Source organism: Paractinoplanes deccanensis, from assembly GCF_016862115.1.
GTDB classification, from domain to species: Bacteria; Actinomycetota; Actinomycetes; order Mycobacteriales; family Micromonosporaceae; genus Actinoplanes; species Actinoplanes deccanensis.
The window spans coordinates 1-15279 of the sequence record NZ_BOMI01000202.1; the positions used below are offsets into that span (position 1 = coordinate 1).

The window sequence follows — 15279 nt, forward strand, 5'->3', positions numbered from 1 at the left end:
CGCGGTCGGGGTGACCCGCGCTCCGGGTAACCCGCGCTCCGGGTGACCCGCGCTCCGGGTAACCCGCGCTGCGGGCCAGCGCGCGAACCCCCAACCTCAGGCGAAGACGATCGTGTGGTTGTCGTGGCGGATGACGCGGTCCTCGCTGTGCCAGCGGACGGCCCGGGACAGCACCGCCCGTTCGACGTCGGCTCCTCGGCGCTGGAGGTCGGTCACGGTGTCGGCGTGGGTGACGCGGACGACGTCCTGCTCGATGATCGGGCCCTCGTCCAGATCCTCGGTGACGTAGTGGGCGGTGGCGCCGATCAGTTTGACGCCTCGCTGCTTGGCCTTCGCGTAGGGGCCCGCGCCGATGAAGGCCGGCAGGAACGAGTGGTGGATGTTGATGATCGGGACGGCGAGCTCCTGGATGAAGCGGCCCGACAGGATCTGCATGTAGCGGGCCAGCACCACGAAGTCGACGTTGCCGCGCAGCAGCTGGAGGTGCTGGGCCTCGGCGACGCTCTTGTCGGGGCCGGCGGGGGAGGGCACGTGGAAGAACGGGATGCCGAACGAGCGCACCTCGTCGGCGGTGTCCGTGTGGTTGGAGATGACCATGGAGACGCTGACCGGGAGCTCGCCGCGGCGGTGGCGCCACAGCAGGTCCAGCAGGCAGTGGTCCTCCTTCGACGCGAAGATGGCGACGCGCTTGGGCTTCGACAGGTCGCGCAGGGTGAACTCGAGGTCGAAGCCGCGCTGCATCTCGGCGCGCAGGTCGCCTTCGATCTCGGGGAGCGCGCCCTTGAGCCCGTCCAGGCTGAAGACGGTGCGCTGGAAGAACGCCCCGCCGTGCGGGTTGTCGGAGTACTGGTCCAGCGACACGATGTTCGCCCCGTGCTTGCTCAGCACCGAGCCGACCGCGGCGACGATGCCGGTGCGGTCCGCGCCGTGCACGATCAGGACGGCCTGGTCCCGGGGGCTGTCGTCGCGGGGGCGCGGGGAGGCGAGGGGCGCGGCCTGGGTGAGCGTCACGGGTGTCCTTCCGTACGAGTCATGGCAAGGGGCGAGGTTACGCAAAGATCGGCACGCCGTGGCCCGCTTTGTGATCCACGCGCCTGACTAAATCGAGCTAGTTCCGTAAGCTACACCGCATGGCCGAGCCGCGTCGAGCGACACTCAAGGACGTCGCGGCGGCCAGCGGGGTCTCCCGGGCCACGGTCAGCTTCGTGCTCAACGACACGCCGAACCAGACGATCTCCGAGGCGACGCGCGAGCGCGTGCTGCGGGCCGTACGAGATCTGGGTTATGTGCCGCACGGCATCGCCAAGGCGCTGCGCGAGGGCACGTCCCGCATCGTGGTGTTGTCGATCGAGCTGGGCCTGGAGGGCAACTACTCGCGCAGCTACATCCGCGGCCTCGACGACGAGCTGACCGCCCACGACCACGTCCTGCTGGTCCGGCACGGCCGGGCGACCGCCGGCACGACCAAGCAGATCCTCGATGTCGTACGCCCGAGAGCCCTGCTCCGCTTCGGCGAGTCCTGCCTGACCGGCCACGAGCTCCGCGACCACGGCGGCGGCTGGGACGACGGGCTGGCCGCGCACGCCGCCCAGCAGATCGGCTACCTGGCCGGCAAGGGGCACACCGAGATCGCTCTCGCGCTGCCCGCCGGCGCTCCGCTGCGCGAGGTGCGGATGAGGTTCGCCGGACAGGCGGCCGCCGAGCTGGGGCTGCCGCCGCTGCGCGAGCTGACCGAGCTGGGCCGGCTGCGCGAGCTCGCCGCCGAGGGGGTCACCGCGATCGCCGGGCACGACGACGACATCGCCATGCGCGCCCTGGTCGCGGCCCGGGAGCAGGGCCTGTCGGTGCCGCGCGACCTGGCCGTCATGGGCTTCGACGACACCGAGTACGGCGCGATGGTCACGCCGTCGCTCACCACGATCCACATCGACGCCGAGGCGCACGGGCGGCGCGCCGCCCGCACCCTCCTGGGGTTGAGCACGGACGGCCTCGAACCGGCTCCCGCGAGAGTGATCGTGCGGGAGTCCGCGTAGGTCAGCTCTTGAGGAGCGCCGCGGCGGTCTCGCGCCCCTGATCGGTCCACGGCGCGGGGCGCAGCGTCTGCGGATCGAGCCGTACGTTGACCCGGCGCCCGTCGGCGTAGACCGTCGCGCCGTCCTCCGAGGTGACCGCGAAGCCGTACTCGACGCTGGTGGTGCCCATGCGGTCGATCCAGAAGCGGACGGCGATCTCGCCGGTGCCGCGTACCGGCTGGTGGAAGGTGATCGTGTATTCCCGGACGGCGTTGAACGCGTCGGGGGAGGTGGGCCGGCCGCCGGCGAACGACACGCCGCGCTGCTGCCACCAGATGACGATGGCGCGCTCGACCAGCACCGCGTACCGCGAATTGTGCAGCATGCCCATGGCATCCAGGTCGTCGAAGTGCACGGGCAGGCGCACGACGTCGCCGTACGTCTCGGTCAGGGTGGTGGTCATGAGAGCTCCGCAAGGATCGATGGATCTGTGGTGACGGCACGCAGGTGGTCGAGCAGGGCTCGCCGGGCGTGCCGGAAGGTGACGTCGTGGCCGAGGACCGGCGCCTGCATGACGGCGCAGACCCCGAGCGACTCGACGAGGAAGGCGAGCGGCCCGGGATCGACCCGGCGCAGGTCCCCGTTCTCGACGGCCTCGGTGGCGAGCCGCGTCAAAAAGGCCATCCAGTCGTCGAGCTGTACGCCGAGCCGGTCGCGAATGACGCCGGGCCGCGCGTTGAACTCGAAGTTGGCGTTGGCGAAGAAGCAGCCGCCGGGCAGCACCCGCGCCTCGTAGAAGGCGAGCCGCCGGTCGTGCAGCGCCCAGAGGCGGCGTACACCCCGGGGGCTCCGCAACGCCGGCTTGATGACCTCGTCGGTCCACTGGGCGCGGGCATGCTCGATGACGGCCAGCTGGAGGGCCTGCTTGGACCGCCAGTGCGCGAACAGGCCGGACTTGCTCACCCCGAGCGCGTCGGCGACCTGGCTGAGCGACAGCCCGTCGAGCCCGTTCACCGTGGCGAGGCGCAGAGCCTGATCGAGTACGGCGGTGCGTGTCCGCTCGCCCCGCACCAGCCTGCCGTCCACTGTCATGCCCTCGACCCTACAAAACGACCGACCGTTCGTAAATATTTGTGTCCGCCGTCACGGCCTCGGCCAGGGCGCCGCGCACCGCGACGGCCGTGATCGGGGCCGTATACGGTGCTCCCTGTGATCGACGAGGGAGAGTTCTGGCGGCTGGTCAAGGCGCTCGGGCCCGAGCGGGACGACTTCGATCGGCTGGTGGAGCGGCTGGCGCGGCGGAGCGAGGCCGACATCGTCGGGTTCGAGGATCGGATGGCGCACCTGCTCTGGCAGCTGGACACGCCGGCGCACTGCGAGGCGGCGGGGACGCCGAGCGATGACGGCTTCCTCTACGTGCGCTGTGCGGTGGTGGCGGCCGGGCGCAAGGCGTACGACCGGGTGTTGCGGGCTCCGGCGGCGCTCGCGGAGTTCGAGGACGACGAGGCCGAGTCGTTGCTCTCGGTGGCCGAGGACGCGTACGAGCGGAAGACGGGTCTGCTCTGGGAGCACGACAGCCCGTTCGACTACGAGACGGGCGGCAACGCCGCTGCGTGGGGCGCCGAAGAGGAGGACGAGCCGGACGCGGACGCCGCGCCGCCGTCCTGGCTGACGCTGACGTTCGGCTCGGCGATGCGGGGCGAGCTGCCGCAGGGGTATCTGATCCTGCAGGACGAGGTGGTCGAGGCGGTGGCGGCCGACCCGGCCTGGCGGCTGTGGTGGGCGGGCGCCGGGGTGCCCGAGTGCGAGCTGTCGCTGCTGCTGGACGACATGGGCACCGACGAGCCGGGGGCGACGGTGAAGAAGGGCCGCGTCCGGGCTCGCGTGCACGTCACCCGCGAGCCCGGCGTCTTCCCACCCAGCGCGGCGGGGCTGCTCGACCGTGCCACCGGGGACGTGCGCGACCTGCTCGGCGTGGCCCGGGAACGGCTCGGGCTGGGTGAGCTGCCGCCGATGCCCGTCGTGCCCGTCGCCGGGCGGGAGGACGAGCTGCTCCGGCCCGCCGAGAGCGAGCCGTCCCTGCCGCCCGAGCTGGTGGAGCGGCTGATCAGCGGCGAGCGCATGGATCCCGAGGAGATCGTCGCCTGGATCGTCCGCGACGGCGCGGCGGAGCGCTGAGCGTCAGGCGCGCGGCGGGCGGTAGGCGCGGATCGACGGCAGGGCGCGGCCGGTGAAGTCGAACTGGGTGAGGTTGTCGTTGGGGGCCTCGGCGCCCGGCTGCCAGCCGACGCCGGGGATCCACTCGGGCTCCCAGGCGAGGAAGCCGAGGCCGCGGGACTGGGGCACGGCGAGCAGGACCTGGCGTACGCGTTCGTAGAGCGCCGCCTGGCCGGCCGGTGTGGTGGGGAACTGGTCGACGTCGGGGAGCGGGGTGGCCTCGGTGACGATGTTGCCGCGGCCGTCGCCGTCGGCCAGGGTCCAGGGGTACGAGATCTCGGCGATCAGGATGGGCTTGGCGTACCGGGTGGCCGAGTCGGCGAGGTTGGCCTCCAGGTCCGCGATGGAGCCGTGCCACATCGGGTAGTACGACTGGCCCAGGATGTCGTAGGGCACGCCGTACGTGGCGATGTTGTCGAAGAACCAGCGGGTGTCGGCCATCCGGCCGCCGCGGTCGATGTGGAGCATGATGCGCAGGCGGTCGCCGGCGGCCTCCCGGGCGCCCGTGATGGCGGACTTCAGCAGGTCGGTGAAGGGCTGCCACTGCTGGGTGCCGTCCGGCAGGTAGAGCTGGCCGACCGGCCACAGGATGCCGTTGGTGATCTCGTTGCCGACCTGGAGGATGTCGACGGGCGTGCCCTGCCGGGCGAAGTCGCGCAGCGGGTCGCGGGTGTAGGTGCGGATCTTCGTGAGCAGGCCGGGCAGGTCCTGCGGCCAGCTCGCGGGGATGGGCTGCTTGCCGGGGTCGGCCCAGAAGTCGCTGTAGTGCGGGTCGAGAACGATCTTCATGCCGGCCGCCTCGGCGCGCCGGGCGAGGGAGAGGGCCCGGGCCTTGTCGCTGTAGCCGGCCGGCGGGTCGACCCAGACGCGCAGCCGCATGTGGGTGGCGCCCTCGCCGGCGAGGATCCGCTCGGCGGGGCGCACGCGGCCGGCCAGGTCGCGGTAGCGGACGCCCGCCTCTTCGAGCTGGGGCAGGAACGACAGGTCGGCCCCGCGCACGCTCAGCGCGGTGCTGCGCGAGCCCGCCGGCGACGGCGCGGCGAGCGCGGCGCCGGGCGCGAGGGCGGCCAGCGCGACACCGCCGGCCCCGGCGAGAAGGCCGCGACGGGTGAGGGCGCGACCGGTGAGGGCGGCGGCGCGGCGGTCGAGAGCGGCCTCGGCCGGGCGAGCGGACCACGACATCGATTACCTCCCATGCTTGTGAGCGCTCACGGTGCGCCGCCATCATGAGAAAGTCAAGACTGTCGATGTCCGGAGGGGCGCGTCAACCACAACGCCCGCAGCCTGGTCACCCGGCGGTCGGGAGCGATCGCCTTCGTGCTGTCCGAGGCGCCGGACCGGCTCTTCGAGGATCCGGTGCTGGGCAGCCTGATGCGCACGTGCACCCAGCTGCTGGGCGACCAGGGCCGCAGCCGGCGACGTGCTGGTGGGCGGCTTCGACGACTCGGCGATCGCGCCCGCCACGACCCCGCCGCTCACCACGGTCCGCCAGCCGCTCGCCCGGATCGCCGCCGAGCTCGTCGAGGTCCTGACCGCCCTGATCGCCGGCCGCCCCACGTCGTCGCGCGTCCTCCCCACCGAGCTGGTGATCCGCGAGTCCGCGTGAGCGCTCACGGCCGACACCGCGAGCGGCGGGCGCTCAGTCCAGGGCCGGCATCGTGGCCAAACCTTTGTCGGAAAGGAGGAACGGGGTGTCGATGTCCGGTGTTCCCTCGCCGATCGTCACGGCGGCCACGCCCGTGCCGGTGCCGGCGATCTCGCCGGTCGGGTCCTGGATGATGTAGACGTCCTTGCCCGTACGGATGGTGTATGCGGGTTTGCCGTTGGACTCGCCCGTCTCGCGGAAGCGGAACTTCTGGGCCGAGTCCGACGCGTCGCAGGCCACCGTGGTCACCGGGGCGGGCCTGCCGCCGGTGAGCTTGGCCGAGAGGCACAGCGGCTCGCCGCCCTTGCGCAGCTTCGCCGTGCGGATCCAATGGTCGTCGCTGCCCGGCGCGAGGGGCGTGAGCACGAACAGGGCCGTGTCGTCGAACGCCTCCGACAGGCCGATCTTGCCGTTGTCCAGGACCGCCAGGGCGGACTCGCTGTTCTTCGGCAGCAGATGCACCTGGCGCGCACCGGAGAAGACGTCACCGGAAGCGGACGACGGAGCGGAAGAGGACTGCGACGGCGACGGCGACGGCGACGGCGAGGAAACCTCGGGTGAAGGGGAACTGGACACCGGAGTGGACGACGAGGTGGGCGACGAGGCGGCAGGGGAGTCATCGGTGGAGCAACCCGCGGCAGCGAGCAGCCCGGCAAGGGCCGCAGCGGCAACAGGAACACGGACGGTGCGCACGGAAACTCTCCCATCGGTCGGTTGCCGAGCATCCTGCCCGGGCGACCGGCCCGTCAGGAGCGGACAACGGCCGTCATGGCAGGAATAGGGGAGATCGCCGCCGTCCTGCTCTGGATGGCGGCCGTCCGCGTGTGGAACTACCTCGGCCCGCCGCGCGCGCAGCCTTTCGTCAACCCCGTCGCTACCGTCCCGCTGATCCTGATCGGTCACGACGTCGGCCTCATCATGACCAAGACCGCTCTTGTGTACGCGGTGACGGGCGCCGCGGTGATCACCGTCGGCTACGCCGTGGCGGCGCGATTCGTGAGCGTCGACCGGACCGAGCGGCACCCCGCGCGCACGGCCCTGATCGAGATCCCGCTGGCCACCGTGCTCTTCGAGGAGGTGGCGTTCCGTGGCGTGCTCCTGGCGCTCGCCGGCCCGTACTGGTCGAGCGTCCTGTTCGGCCTGTGGCACTTCCAGCCCCGGCGGGCCGCCCTCGGCGCGGTCCTGTTCACCGCCGCCGCGGGGCTCGTGCTCGCCTGGGGCCGCGAGGCGAGCGGCTCGCTGCTCGTGCCCTTCGTGTGGCACTGGGCCGCGAACGGGCTGGGCGTCCTCTTCTTCACGAGGACGCCCAGGTGAGCCGGGGTCAGGGCTTGCGCGCGACCGCGCCGTACGCCTCGATCGTCTCGACCTCGCCGTCGGGGCGCCACGCGCTGATCTGGACGACGCCCGGTTCGATGATCTCGAAGCCGTCGAACACGCTCTCGATCTGGGCGGGACTGCGCAGGATGTACGGCACGCCGCCGCTCTCGGCCAGCTTGCGCGCGCCCTCGCGCACCGCCTCGGTGGTGTCCGTGCCGTCCCAGAAGACCAGGTAGCTGCCGGACGGCACACGGTCCATCACCGTGTTGACGATCTCGCGGATCTTGTCGAGCTTCGGCTCGTAGCCCATCACGCCCATGAACATGACGGCGACCGGCTCGGTGAAGTCGAGCGGGCCGTCGGCCTCCCGCAGGATCTTCTCGGGCTCGTGGTAGTCGGCGTGCACGTAGGTGGTGGTGCCCTCGTCGGTCACGCTGACCAGCAGCGCGCGAGCGTGCGCGAGCACCAGCGGGTCGTTGTCGACATACACGATGCGGGCCTCGGCGTTGATGCCCTGCGCCACCTCGTGCGTGTTCTGCATGGTGGGCAGGCCGGTGCCGATGTCGAGGAACTGGCGGATGCCGGCCTCGCCGGCCAGGTAGCGCACGACCCGGATCAGGAACTGCCGCGACAGCCGCGCCATCACGGCGATCTCCGGGTAGACCTGCGCCACCGCGTCACCGGCGGCCCGGTCGGCGGCGAAGTTGTCCTTCCCGCCCATCCAGTAGTTCCACATGCGCGCCGCGTGCGGCACGTCCGGTTGCAGGTCGGGGGTGGCGGCTTGGTCGCTCATATCTCGTTCTCCTTGGAGGCGTCGGCCACATCGTCGGCGATCTTGCGGAGGATCAGGGGCGTCTCGTCCGGCGGCGCGGCGTCGATGATGAGCCGGCTGAAGGCGGTCGCGTAGTTGTCCAGGTCATCGCGTTTGTCGAGGTAGATCGCGCTGGTCAGGTGCTCGATGTAGACGACGTCGTCGAGCTCCTCGTGCGGGAAGCGCAGGATGCTGAACGCGCCGCCGGCCGCCGCGTGGCCGCCCGAGTCGAACGGGATGATCTGGAGCCGGATGTTCGGGTTCTCGGTCGCGTCCAGCAGCGACAGGATCTGCTCGTGCAGCACCTCGCGGCCGCCGATCAGCCGGCGCAGCACGGCCTCGTCGAGCACGGCCCACAGCTTCGGCGCGTCCGTGCGGGTCAGGATCTGCTTGCGCTCCATGCGCAGCTTGGCGCGGCGCTCCACCTCGGACCGGCTCGGGTTGTGGTGGGCCAGGCGGATCACCGCGCTCGCGTACGCCTCGGTCTGCAACAGGCCCGGCACGAACTGGATCTCGTACGTGCGGATGAGCTCGGCCGACTGCTCCAGGTCGAGGTAGTTGGTGAACCAGCTGTCGAGCACGTCGCCGTAGCTGCGCCACCAGCCCGGCGAGTTGGCCTCGCGGGTCAGCTCGAGCAGGCGTTCGTGCTCCTCGCGGTCGTCCACCCCGTACAGGAGGAGAAGGTCGGTGACGTCGCGGGGCTTGAAGCTGACCCGGCCCAGCTCCATGCGGCTGATCTTGGATTCGGACGCGCGGATCCGGTACCCGGCGTCCTCCCGGCTGACGCCCTTGGCCAGGCGCAGCTCCCGAAGGCGCGCGCCCAGCTGGAGCCGGCGCACGGTGGAGCCACCGCTGTCCTGTCTCCCGGTCACGTTGACCTGCTTATCAGGCTCTGAGCTCGCACGCTACGGCTTACGGCCGACCGCGCAGAACTGACTGATCTCCGGCTGGTCCCCGTCGTTCTTCCAGCGCGTCACGGACACCACGCCGGGATCGATGATCTCCAATCCGGCGAAGAGCTCGGCGATACGCTGCGGGCTGCGCAGGTGGTACTTCGGGTTCGCCGACACGTTCCAGATCCGGGTGGCCTCCAGCGTGGCCGGATCGGTGTCGGCACCGTCGTACATGGCCAGGTAGCTGCCGCCCGGCAGCCCTCGCATCAGACGGTCGATGATGTTCTTGGCCCGGTCGTCGCTCTCGATGTGCCCCAGCACGCCCATCAGCGTCACCGCCACCGGGCGCCCCAGGTCGAGGGTGCGCGCCGCCGCCCGCAGGATCGCCTCAGGATCACGCAGATCTTCGTGCACGTAGTCCGTCGCGCCCTCATCGGTGCTGGTCAGCAGCTCGCGCGCGTGCGCGAGCACCAGCGGGTCGTTGTCCACATAGACGACCCTGGCGGCCGGGTCGGCGGCCTGCGCGACCTGGTGCGTGTTGTCCGCGGTCGGCAGCCCCGTGCCGATGTCGAGGAACTGCGTGACCCCCGCGTCGAGGACCAGGTATCGGACGGCCCGGGCGAGAAAGGCCCGCGACAACTTGGCGTGCTCGGCGAGCTGCGGCAGGGTCGCGATGATCTGGTCACCCACCGCCCGGTCGGCGGCGAAGTTGTCAGTGCCCCCGAGCAGGTAGTTCCAGATCCGGGCGGTCTCCGGCACGTTCGTGTCGAGCCGGTCGATGTCCTCAGCCACGCGACCATCCTTTGTGGAGATCCACGATGATGATCGACAGCATACTCACGCGATCGTGTCACTTGACCACAACCGGTCGTCCATTTTATAGGAGCCGCGTGGCCCTGTCAGGACCGCCTCGGCGAGCGGGGCGCGGCGGGGCGGCGGCGCGTCAGCCGGCTGCGCGTCAGGCCCAGAGTCACGCCATACGCCGGCAGCGCGGCCACGAGCAGAGGCGACGGCGTTTGATCGAACAGGGAGACCGCGGTCAGCAGGGCTATCGCGCCGGCTGCTCCCGCGCCGGCGAGAAGCCACCAGAGAGTGCGGGCTCGGTCCACGGGGTGAATGTAGGACGGGGGCGCAAGGCGGCGGCTGGGACGGGTGGGTGACCGGGCCGGTCGGCTGGGGCGGCCGCTCACGGCCGTCGCGGGGCTCGGGGCGCTGTGGGCGGCGGCGCGAAAGGCTCGGCCTCCGCCACGCGGGCGGTCGATGCCGGTACGACCTGGAGGGTGCCCTTGACGAAGCCGCTCAGGGCGTCGGCGTCCCAGCCGCCCAGCCAGAAGTCCGCCAGCCATGGGCGGTTCAGCGTGACGGGGCCGGGCAGCAGCGCGCGCGGGTCGTGGCATTCGCCGCTGCCGGTCAGGGCGATCGAGTAGAGCATGCGGAACGGGAAGATCGCGGCCAGCCGGGTGTTGGCGAGCAGGGCGCTGCGCTCGGCCAGGGCGGTGCGGGCCGTCTCGTCGGTCGTGTGGGTCAGCGCCTCGTCCACCTGGTCCTTGCGGTGCCGCCACACGTCGGCGAGGTCGGCGATGCCTGTCGCGTCGACGACGTCGGTCAGGCCGGGCTGCACGCCGGTGGGCTTGAGGTCGTCGAACGGGAACTCCTCGCGGTCGCGGTGTGCCCGGCGCAGCCGGAACTCGTCCGCGGAGATTTGCAGGTGGAACGGGACGATCGGCTCGAAGCCGTCGTCGGCCACGATGCCGTTGCGGCCCTCGAAGACCGGCGTGCCGAGCAGGTCGACGGCCGCGCCGAGCAGCGGGTGGTCCGCCTGCGGCCGGCCGTCCAGGCGTACCGAATGGACTGTGACCCCGATCGGCGGGCAGAAGCGGCGCGGCACCGTGCCCTCCGGCTGGAAGCGGACGACCCGGTCGAGGTCGGGCTCGCCGGGGAGGGCGTGCACGTAGCCGCTGACCCCGCGCGGCTCGTCGGCGGGGTCGGGATCGGTGGCGAGCCGGCACTGGAACCAGCCGGCGAAGCCCAGCGAGACGGTCACGCCACACCCCTCAGGTTGTGTCCGAGCCAGCGCAGGCTCTCGCCGAGGAACGCCAGCCGGGGCAGCTCCGTGCCCAGCTTCGAGGCGGCGTCCGCGGCGCTGTCCAGGCGCTCCAGCAGGATCGGCCAGCGGTTCGCCGGCTGCGTGGCGATCTGCACCTCGGCGTAGATCTCGAACGGGGCGCCGGCCGTGCCGCCGGTTGCGTCCGGTGCCACGGGTAGCTCGGTGAGCACCTCGGCGAGCGGGCGGAACACGCCGCTCATCAGGTTGCGCAGGCCCATCCGCAGCGCGTCGCGCTGGGCGGGGCTCTCCCCGCCGAACGAGTAGTACTGCAACAGCATCATCAGCATCGACCGGTAGACCGAGTTGGCCAGCTCGGCCACCCGCACCGTGCGCGGCTCGGTGATCAGCGTCCCGGCGTCCGGAGCGTCGGGATGGCTGCGCGTACGCGGATCCCAGGCCACCGGCCGGGCCGGCTCGAAAGGCTCCGCGGCGAGCGCCTTGCGCAGCGCCAGGAAGGTCGCGTAGTGCGACGGGGTGCGGCTCTCCGGCGCCCCCTCGCCCTCCAGCACGATGGCGTCGATCGCGGCGAGCGCCGTGCGCCGGTCGGTGACCAGCCGCAGCGAGAACCGGTTGGACCAGTCGTCGGTGTCCTGCGCGAACCGGGGCCCGATGAACAGCTCCCGCTCGGCGATCACCTCGAACCCGTGCCGGATCTTCCCGTACAGCTCGCCGAGGAACTCGTAGGCGAGGGGATCCGGCACGACGTCACCGGCCCGCCCCACCCGCGCGCCGGGCGGTTCCGGCGGCGGCTCACCTTCCGGCAGCTCGAAGAGGATGAACTGGTAGAGCGCCTCGTCCCCGTACGGCCGAAGCCTGAAGTCGAACGGGTAGTAGCGGTCCGCCGGCTGCGGGAAATTGGGCCGCCCGAGCCGCGGAGCCCCGCCGATGGCCGACATCAGGTTGCAGACACAGCCCAGGTGAGCCATCTCCTGCCGGGCCACCGACAGCAGCGCCCCGGCCCACCGCCGCACCTTCTCCTGCTGGACGGGGCCGAGTCCCTCGTCGGCGCGCTTCTTCAGCGAATACGCGGCGAACAGATATTGCAGCAGAACGCCGTGCTCCACCTCGGACGCCTCGACGAGCGCGTCGATGAGCTCTTCCCGCGTGTCGATGCTCATCCCTGCTTTGTCCCGCAGTCCGCCCGCTTCCTCCACCCCTCTGTCCGAACGCCGACTTGGGTCCCCCGGCAGGGACGCGCTTAGCGTGATAGGCGCGGTATCGACCCGTATGTCCGCCTATGAGAAAGAAGACGGTCTGGGCTTCGTATACGTAGCGTTTACACTAGGCTGGTGGAGGAGGACTACGAGTTCGGCGACGACAGCTACACCGCTCTGGGTGCCGCCGGAGTGGCATGGCAGGACGCGGTGTTCGTGCTGCGTCAGAGCCGGCCTCTGGTGCGCAGGCACATCGGGGCGGTGCTCAACGTGGCGGGCAGGGACCGGCAAGGGCGCTGGCTCGCCGTAGCGTTGATCGAGCTCTCTCCACGGCGCGACGACCAGTACACCGTCGCGGGAGCGCGATACCTCGACGACGTCGAGGTCGCCTCCATCGAGCGGATGCTGAAGGGACAGCCATGACCGACAAGAGCGACATCCAAGCCGCCCTCGACAACCGCGACTGGGCCGGCGCCGAGGTCGTCACCGACCGGCCCCGTGCGAAGATCGTGCATTCCGTGCGTCTGCCCGCCGAGTGGTCCGAGGCCCTCGAAGCGGAAGCCGACCGGCGCGGAACCACCCCGTCGCGGCTCATGCAGGACTACATCCTCGCGGGCCTTCAGCAAGACTCCGCGGCGCCCGAGGGAACCGTCACGATCAGCAGGGCCGCGCTGCACAGAGCCATCGATGCGGCACTGACGAGCGCCGCTTGACCTTCCGCCGCCGAGCTGGGCCCGGCCGCGCTCAGGCGACCGGGAGCCCACTCGACGGGTGGCCCGGCGCCGTGACCTCGCGGCCCGTGTCGGCGGCCTCCTCGATGGCCAGGGCCAGCCTCTGGTCGTGCGCGCCCTCGGCCAGCGGGTACGGCGGTGGGCCCTCCCCGCGCACCCACGCGGCCATCGCGTCCAGCAGTGTGGCGGTGGCCGTCTCGTCGTCGTTGAGGCGGAGGCCCGGGTAGGGGTTGCGGTAGAGCACCTCGCCGCCGCAGGTGATGGTCTCGGTGTCGAAGCCGTTCAGGTCCAGGTCGTGGCCGGTCTGGCGGCGGATCAGGGTGCTGTGGGCGATCGTGCGCGCGGCCGGCATGTGCACGATGTCGTCGTCGTGGAGCTCGCCGTGGGTGCCGCGGACGAGCAGGCGGCGGTGGCGCAGCAGGTTGCGGGTCTGGCCGGGTCGAGGAGACCTGCACCTGGGTGGGGTCGCCGATGATGCCGGAGCGGACGGCGGCCAGCCGGGCGGCGTGCGACGGCATCAGCAGGTATTGCTCCGCGACCTGCACCAGCGCGTGCGCGCCGGGCGTGGCCTCCAGCGCCAGCAGGCCGGGCATGCCGGGGGCGGGTGGCGTCTCGGCCAGGACGGGCAGGCCCAGCGCGACCGCCTCGGCGATCACGCCGGGGTTCGCCGCTCGCGGGACGGCCGTCACCAGGAAGTCGGGGCGGGTCTCCCGTACACAGGAAGCCAGGTCGCCGAAGGCCGGCACCGGCAGGTCGGGCTCGCCGGGCCGCCGCACGACAGCGCCGACGCAGTCCACAGTGGGCAGGGCCTGCGCCAGGCGATGGTAGGCCGCCGCCCGGAACCCGAAGCCCGCGAGCGCGAACGAGGTCACCCGGGGAAGGTTAGCCGCAGCCACTCGGCGAACGTCTGGGTGCCGCGCGGGCCGGGACCGGTCGGCAGCAGGCCGCCGGTGCTCATGCCGCCGGGAAAGTGGACGGGCAGCACGGGCCGCCGGCGGGCGCCTCCCGCGGCCATCAGCCGGCGCGCCATGTCCACCAGGGTCTCCTCCCGCGGGCCGGCGAGCTCGGGCGCCATGGCCTGCGGCGGCTCGAGGACGAGGCCGGCGAGGTGCGCACCCACTTCGCGTACGGCGATCGGCTGCACCTTGCCCGTCGGCGCCAGCGCGATCGGGCCGGGGACCGAGCCGAGCAGCTGGCCGGCGAACTCGTGGAACTGGGTGGCCCGCACGATCGTCCAGGGCAGGCCGGAGGTGCGCACGATCTCCTCCTGGCGCAGCTTGCCGGCGTAGTAGCCGTAGCGGACCCGGTCGACGCCGACGATCGACAGGCTCAGCAGGTGGCGCACGCCGGCCCGCCGGGCGGCGGCGACCAGGTTGGTGCCGGCCCGGTCGAAGAAGTCGAGGGCGACCGCCTTGCGCCGGGTGAGCACGTTGCTGACGTCGATCACCGCCTCGGCGCCGGCGAGGGCCGCGTCGAGGCCCGCGCCGGTGAGCAGGTCGACGCCCGCTCCACGGGACAGGGTCATGGGGTCGTGGCCGCGGGCGCGTACCGCCTCGACGACCTGCCGCCCGGTCAGGCCGGTGCCGCCCGCTACTGCGATCTTCATGGTCTCCTCGTCCTCTCTCGGCGCCGTCGGCGCTTTGCAGAGAGGACGAAGCAGCGGCCCGCGTTGTGACAGCTACTCGTGGGGCAGCAGATATCGCCAGGTCGCGGCGATGTACGCGCCGGGGCCGACCCGGTACCTCGGCCACTCGGGCTCGCGCGCGGGCGGGACGAGTCGCTGGACGGCGCGGGCCGCCTCGCCGCGCAGCAGCTGCTCGCCGTACAGCAGGTCGGGCGGGGCCGGCAGCGGCCACGGGGTGCTCTCGGCGGGCGTGAAGTCCAGACGGACGGTGGCGAGGAGGACGGCCGGCGGGCGCCAGATCTCGCCGCGCAGCGCCCGGGCGCGCAGGCTCTGCACGCGGGACCAGAGGGACTGGACCGCGCTCGGATGGGCGAGCACGGGTCCCGCGCCGAGGCGCGCGCTGAGATGCCCGGCGCCGGCGCGGACGCGGACGAGATCGAAGGGCTGATCGGGCCGGCTCGTGTCCACCGCCGTTGCCAGCGCGCGCACCGCCTCGCGGCGCAGGTCCCGGACGTCGGCGGCGGGCAGGCGCAGGCTCGCCGCGGCGTCGGCGTACGCCGTGCCGTCGTCGTAGACCACCAGGGGCGGCGGCTGCAGCACGCCGCGGCCGGGCGCGAAGAAGCCGCCCGGCCGGGACCACTCGAACAGCGGCCGGGCCGGGGTGCCGGCGCCGGCCGCGCACAGGGCGACGGCCGTGCCCGCGGCGCAGGTCAGGAAGGTACGGCGGTCCATACCGACGAGGCTAGGCGGAGCCGGGGGCGCGGGAGG

General features: G+C 72.1%; 20 protein-coding genes. 6 read left to right on the top strand and 14 right to left on the bottom strand.

Annotation, left to right across the window (positions count from 1 at the left end; genetic code table 11):
• Positions 1 to 96 precede the first annotated feature (96 nt).
• Positions 97 to 1011 (bottom strand): formyltetrahydrofolate deformylase, encoded by a 915-nt coding sequence (gene purU, locus Ade02nite_RS46905; protein WP_203777931.1) that lies wholly within the window; start codon positions 1009 to 1011, stop codon positions 97 to 99.
• A gap of 119 nt (positions 1012 to 1130) precedes the next feature.
• On the opposite strand from purU, the gene Ade02nite_RS46910 reads away from it, so the two are divergent.
• Positions 1131 to 2033 carry a LacI family DNA-binding transcriptional regulator gene (locus Ade02nite_RS46910; RefSeq protein WP_203777932.1) on the top strand — a complete coding sequence of 301 codons (903 nt, stop codon included), beginning with the start codon at positions 1131 to 1133 and terminating at the stop codon, positions 2031 to 2033.
• A 1-nt stretch (position 2034) separates the two neighbouring features.
• Here the strand turns inward: Ade02nite_RS46910 and Ade02nite_RS46915 are convergent, their stop codons facing one another.
• Both Ade02nite_RS46915 and Ade02nite_RS46920 read right to left on the bottom strand, forming a co-directional pair.
• The gene (locus Ade02nite_RS46915) at positions 2035 to 2475 is read right to left on the bottom strand and encodes an acyl-CoA thioesterase (protein WP_203777933.1); all 441 of its coding nucleotides are present in this window, start codon (positions 2473 to 2475) and stop codon (positions 2035 to 2037) included.
• Entirely contained in the window at positions 2472 to 3104 is a 633-nt protein-coding gene (locus Ade02nite_RS46920) for a TetR/AcrR family transcriptional regulator (protein ID WP_203777934.1), read from the bottom strand. Before Ade02nite_RS46920 ends, Ade02nite_RS46915 begins: the two co-directional genes overlap by 4 nt.
• A 117-nt stretch (positions 3105 to 3221) precedes the next feature.
• Here Ade02nite_RS46920 and Ade02nite_RS46925 point away from each other — a divergent pair, with 117 nt between their 5' ends.
• Positions 3222 to 4190: a DUF4240 domain-containing protein gene (locus tag Ade02nite_RS46925; RefSeq protein WP_203777935.1), complete on the top strand. Its 969-nt coding sequence runs from the start codon at positions 3222 to 3224 to the stop codon at positions 4188 to 4190.
• A gap of 3 nt (positions 4191 to 4193) precedes the next feature.
• Here the strand turns inward: Ade02nite_RS46925 and Ade02nite_RS46930 are convergent, their stop codons facing one another.
• On the bottom strand, positions 4194 to 5411 hold the full coding sequence (locus tag Ade02nite_RS46930; RefSeq protein WP_203777936.1) for a glycoside hydrolase family 53 protein: 1218 nt from the start codon (positions 5409 to 5411) through the stop codon (positions 4194 to 4196).
• A gap of 244 nt (positions 5412 to 5655) precedes the next feature.
• Between Ade02nite_RS46930 and Ade02nite_RS46935 the strand changes: the two genes are divergently transcribed.
• Positions 5656 to 5835 carry a substrate-binding domain-containing protein gene (locus tag Ade02nite_RS46935; RefSeq protein ID WP_203777937.1) on the top strand — a complete coding sequence of 60 codons (180 nt, stop codon included), beginning with the start codon at positions 5656 to 5658 and terminating at the stop codon, positions 5833 to 5835.
• A 33-nt stretch (positions 5836 to 5868) separates the two neighbouring features.
• Here Ade02nite_RS46935 and Ade02nite_RS46940 read toward each other — a convergent pair whose 3' ends face one another.
• Positions 5869 to 6336, bottom strand: a complete 468-nt coding sequence (locus Ade02nite_RS46940) for a hypothetical protein (protein ID WP_203777938.1) — start codon at positions 6334 to 6336, stop codon at positions 5869 to 5871.
• Between the two features lie 306 nt (positions 6337 to 6642).
• Here Ade02nite_RS46940 and Ade02nite_RS46945 point away from each other — a divergent pair, with 306 nt between their 5' ends.
• The gene (locus tag Ade02nite_RS46945; RefSeq protein ID WP_203777939.1) at positions 6643 to 7188 is read left to right on the top strand and encodes a CPBP family intramembrane glutamic endopeptidase; all 546 of its coding nucleotides are present in this window, start codon (positions 6643 to 6645) and stop codon (positions 7186 to 7188) included.
• A gap of 7 nt (positions 7189 to 7195) precedes the next feature.
• Here Ade02nite_RS46945 and Ade02nite_RS46950 read toward each other — a convergent pair whose 3' ends face one another.
• The 6 genes from Ade02nite_RS46950 to Ade02nite_RS46975 all read right to left on the bottom strand — a co-directional run bounded on the left by Ade02nite_RS46950 (position 7196) and on the right by Ade02nite_RS46975 (position 12120).
• Entirely contained in the window at positions 7196 to 7984 is a 789-nt protein-coding gene (locus Ade02nite_RS46950) for an SAM-dependent methyltransferase (RefSeq protein ID WP_203777940.1), read from the bottom strand.
• Positions 7981 to 8874 (bottom strand): Sco1979 family transcriptional regulator, encoded by an 894-nt coding sequence (locus Ade02nite_RS46955; protein WP_203777941.1) that lies wholly within the window; start codon positions 8872 to 8874, stop codon positions 7981 to 7983. The genes Ade02nite_RS46950 and Ade02nite_RS46955 overlap by 4 nt, the downstream gene beginning before the upstream one ends.
• 33 nt (positions 8875 to 8907) lie before the next feature.
• Positions 8908 to 9708, bottom strand: a complete 801-nt coding sequence (locus Ade02nite_RS46960) for an SAM-dependent methyltransferase (RefSeq protein WP_203777964.1) — start codon at positions 9706 to 9708, stop codon at positions 8908 to 8910.
• Between the two features lie 86 nt (positions 9709 to 9794).
• A complete protein-coding gene (locus tag Ade02nite_RS46965; RefSeq protein ID WP_203777942.1) occupies positions 9795 to 10004 on the bottom strand; it encodes a hypothetical protein in 210 nt (69 codons plus the stop codon).
• A gap of 77 nt (positions 10005 to 10081) precedes the next feature.
• Positions 10082 to 10939: a hypothetical protein gene (locus tag Ade02nite_RS46970; protein WP_203777943.1), complete on the bottom strand. Its 858-nt coding sequence runs from the start codon at positions 10937 to 10939 to the stop codon at positions 10082 to 10084.
• Positions 10936 to 12120, bottom strand: a complete 1185-nt coding sequence (locus tag Ade02nite_RS46975) for a ferritin-like domain-containing protein (RefSeq protein ID WP_203777944.1) — start codon at positions 12118 to 12120, stop codon at positions 10936 to 10938. Before Ade02nite_RS46975 ends, Ade02nite_RS46970 begins: the two co-directional genes overlap by 4 nt.
• Before the next feature lie 171 nt (positions 12121 to 12291).
• Here Ade02nite_RS46975 and Ade02nite_RS46980 point away from each other — a divergent pair, with 171 nt between their 5' ends.
• Together Ade02nite_RS46980 and Ade02nite_RS46985 are read left to right on the top strand one after the other, a co-directional pair.
• Positions 12292 to 12579 carry a hypothetical protein gene (locus Ade02nite_RS46980; protein ID WP_203777945.1) on the top strand — a complete coding sequence of 96 codons (288 nt, stop codon included), beginning with the start codon at positions 12292 to 12294 and terminating at the stop codon, positions 12577 to 12579.
• The gene (locus Ade02nite_RS46985; protein ID WP_203777946.1) at positions 12576 to 12869 is read left to right on the top strand and encodes a hypothetical protein; all 294 of its coding nucleotides are present in this window, start codon (positions 12576 to 12578) and stop codon (positions 12867 to 12869) included. The genes Ade02nite_RS46980 and Ade02nite_RS46985 overlap by 4 nt, the downstream gene beginning before the upstream one ends.
• Positions 12870 to 12900: 31 nt before the next feature.
• Here Ade02nite_RS46985 and Ade02nite_RS50100 read toward each other — a convergent pair whose 3' ends face one another.
• The 3 genes from Ade02nite_RS50100 to Ade02nite_RS47000 form a co-directional block, all read right to left on the bottom strand.
• The gene (locus Ade02nite_RS50100; protein WP_239169580.1) at positions 12901 to 13239 is read right to left on the bottom strand and encodes a hypothetical protein; all 339 of its coding nucleotides are present in this window, start codon (positions 13237 to 13239) and stop codon (positions 12901 to 12903) included.
• Positions 13240 to 13755: 516 nt separating this feature from the next.
• On the bottom strand, positions 13756 to 14493 hold the full coding sequence (locus tag Ade02nite_RS46995; RefSeq protein ID WP_203777947.1) for an SDR family oxidoreductase: 738 nt from the start codon (positions 14491 to 14493) through the stop codon (positions 13756 to 13758).
• 72 nt (positions 14494 to 14565) lie between these two features.
• Positions 14566 to 15243, bottom strand: a complete 678-nt coding sequence (locus Ade02nite_RS47000; protein ID WP_203777948.1) for a hypothetical protein — start codon at positions 15241 to 15243, stop codon at positions 14566 to 14568.
• Between the last annotated feature and the right edge of the window lie 36 nt (positions 15244 to 15279).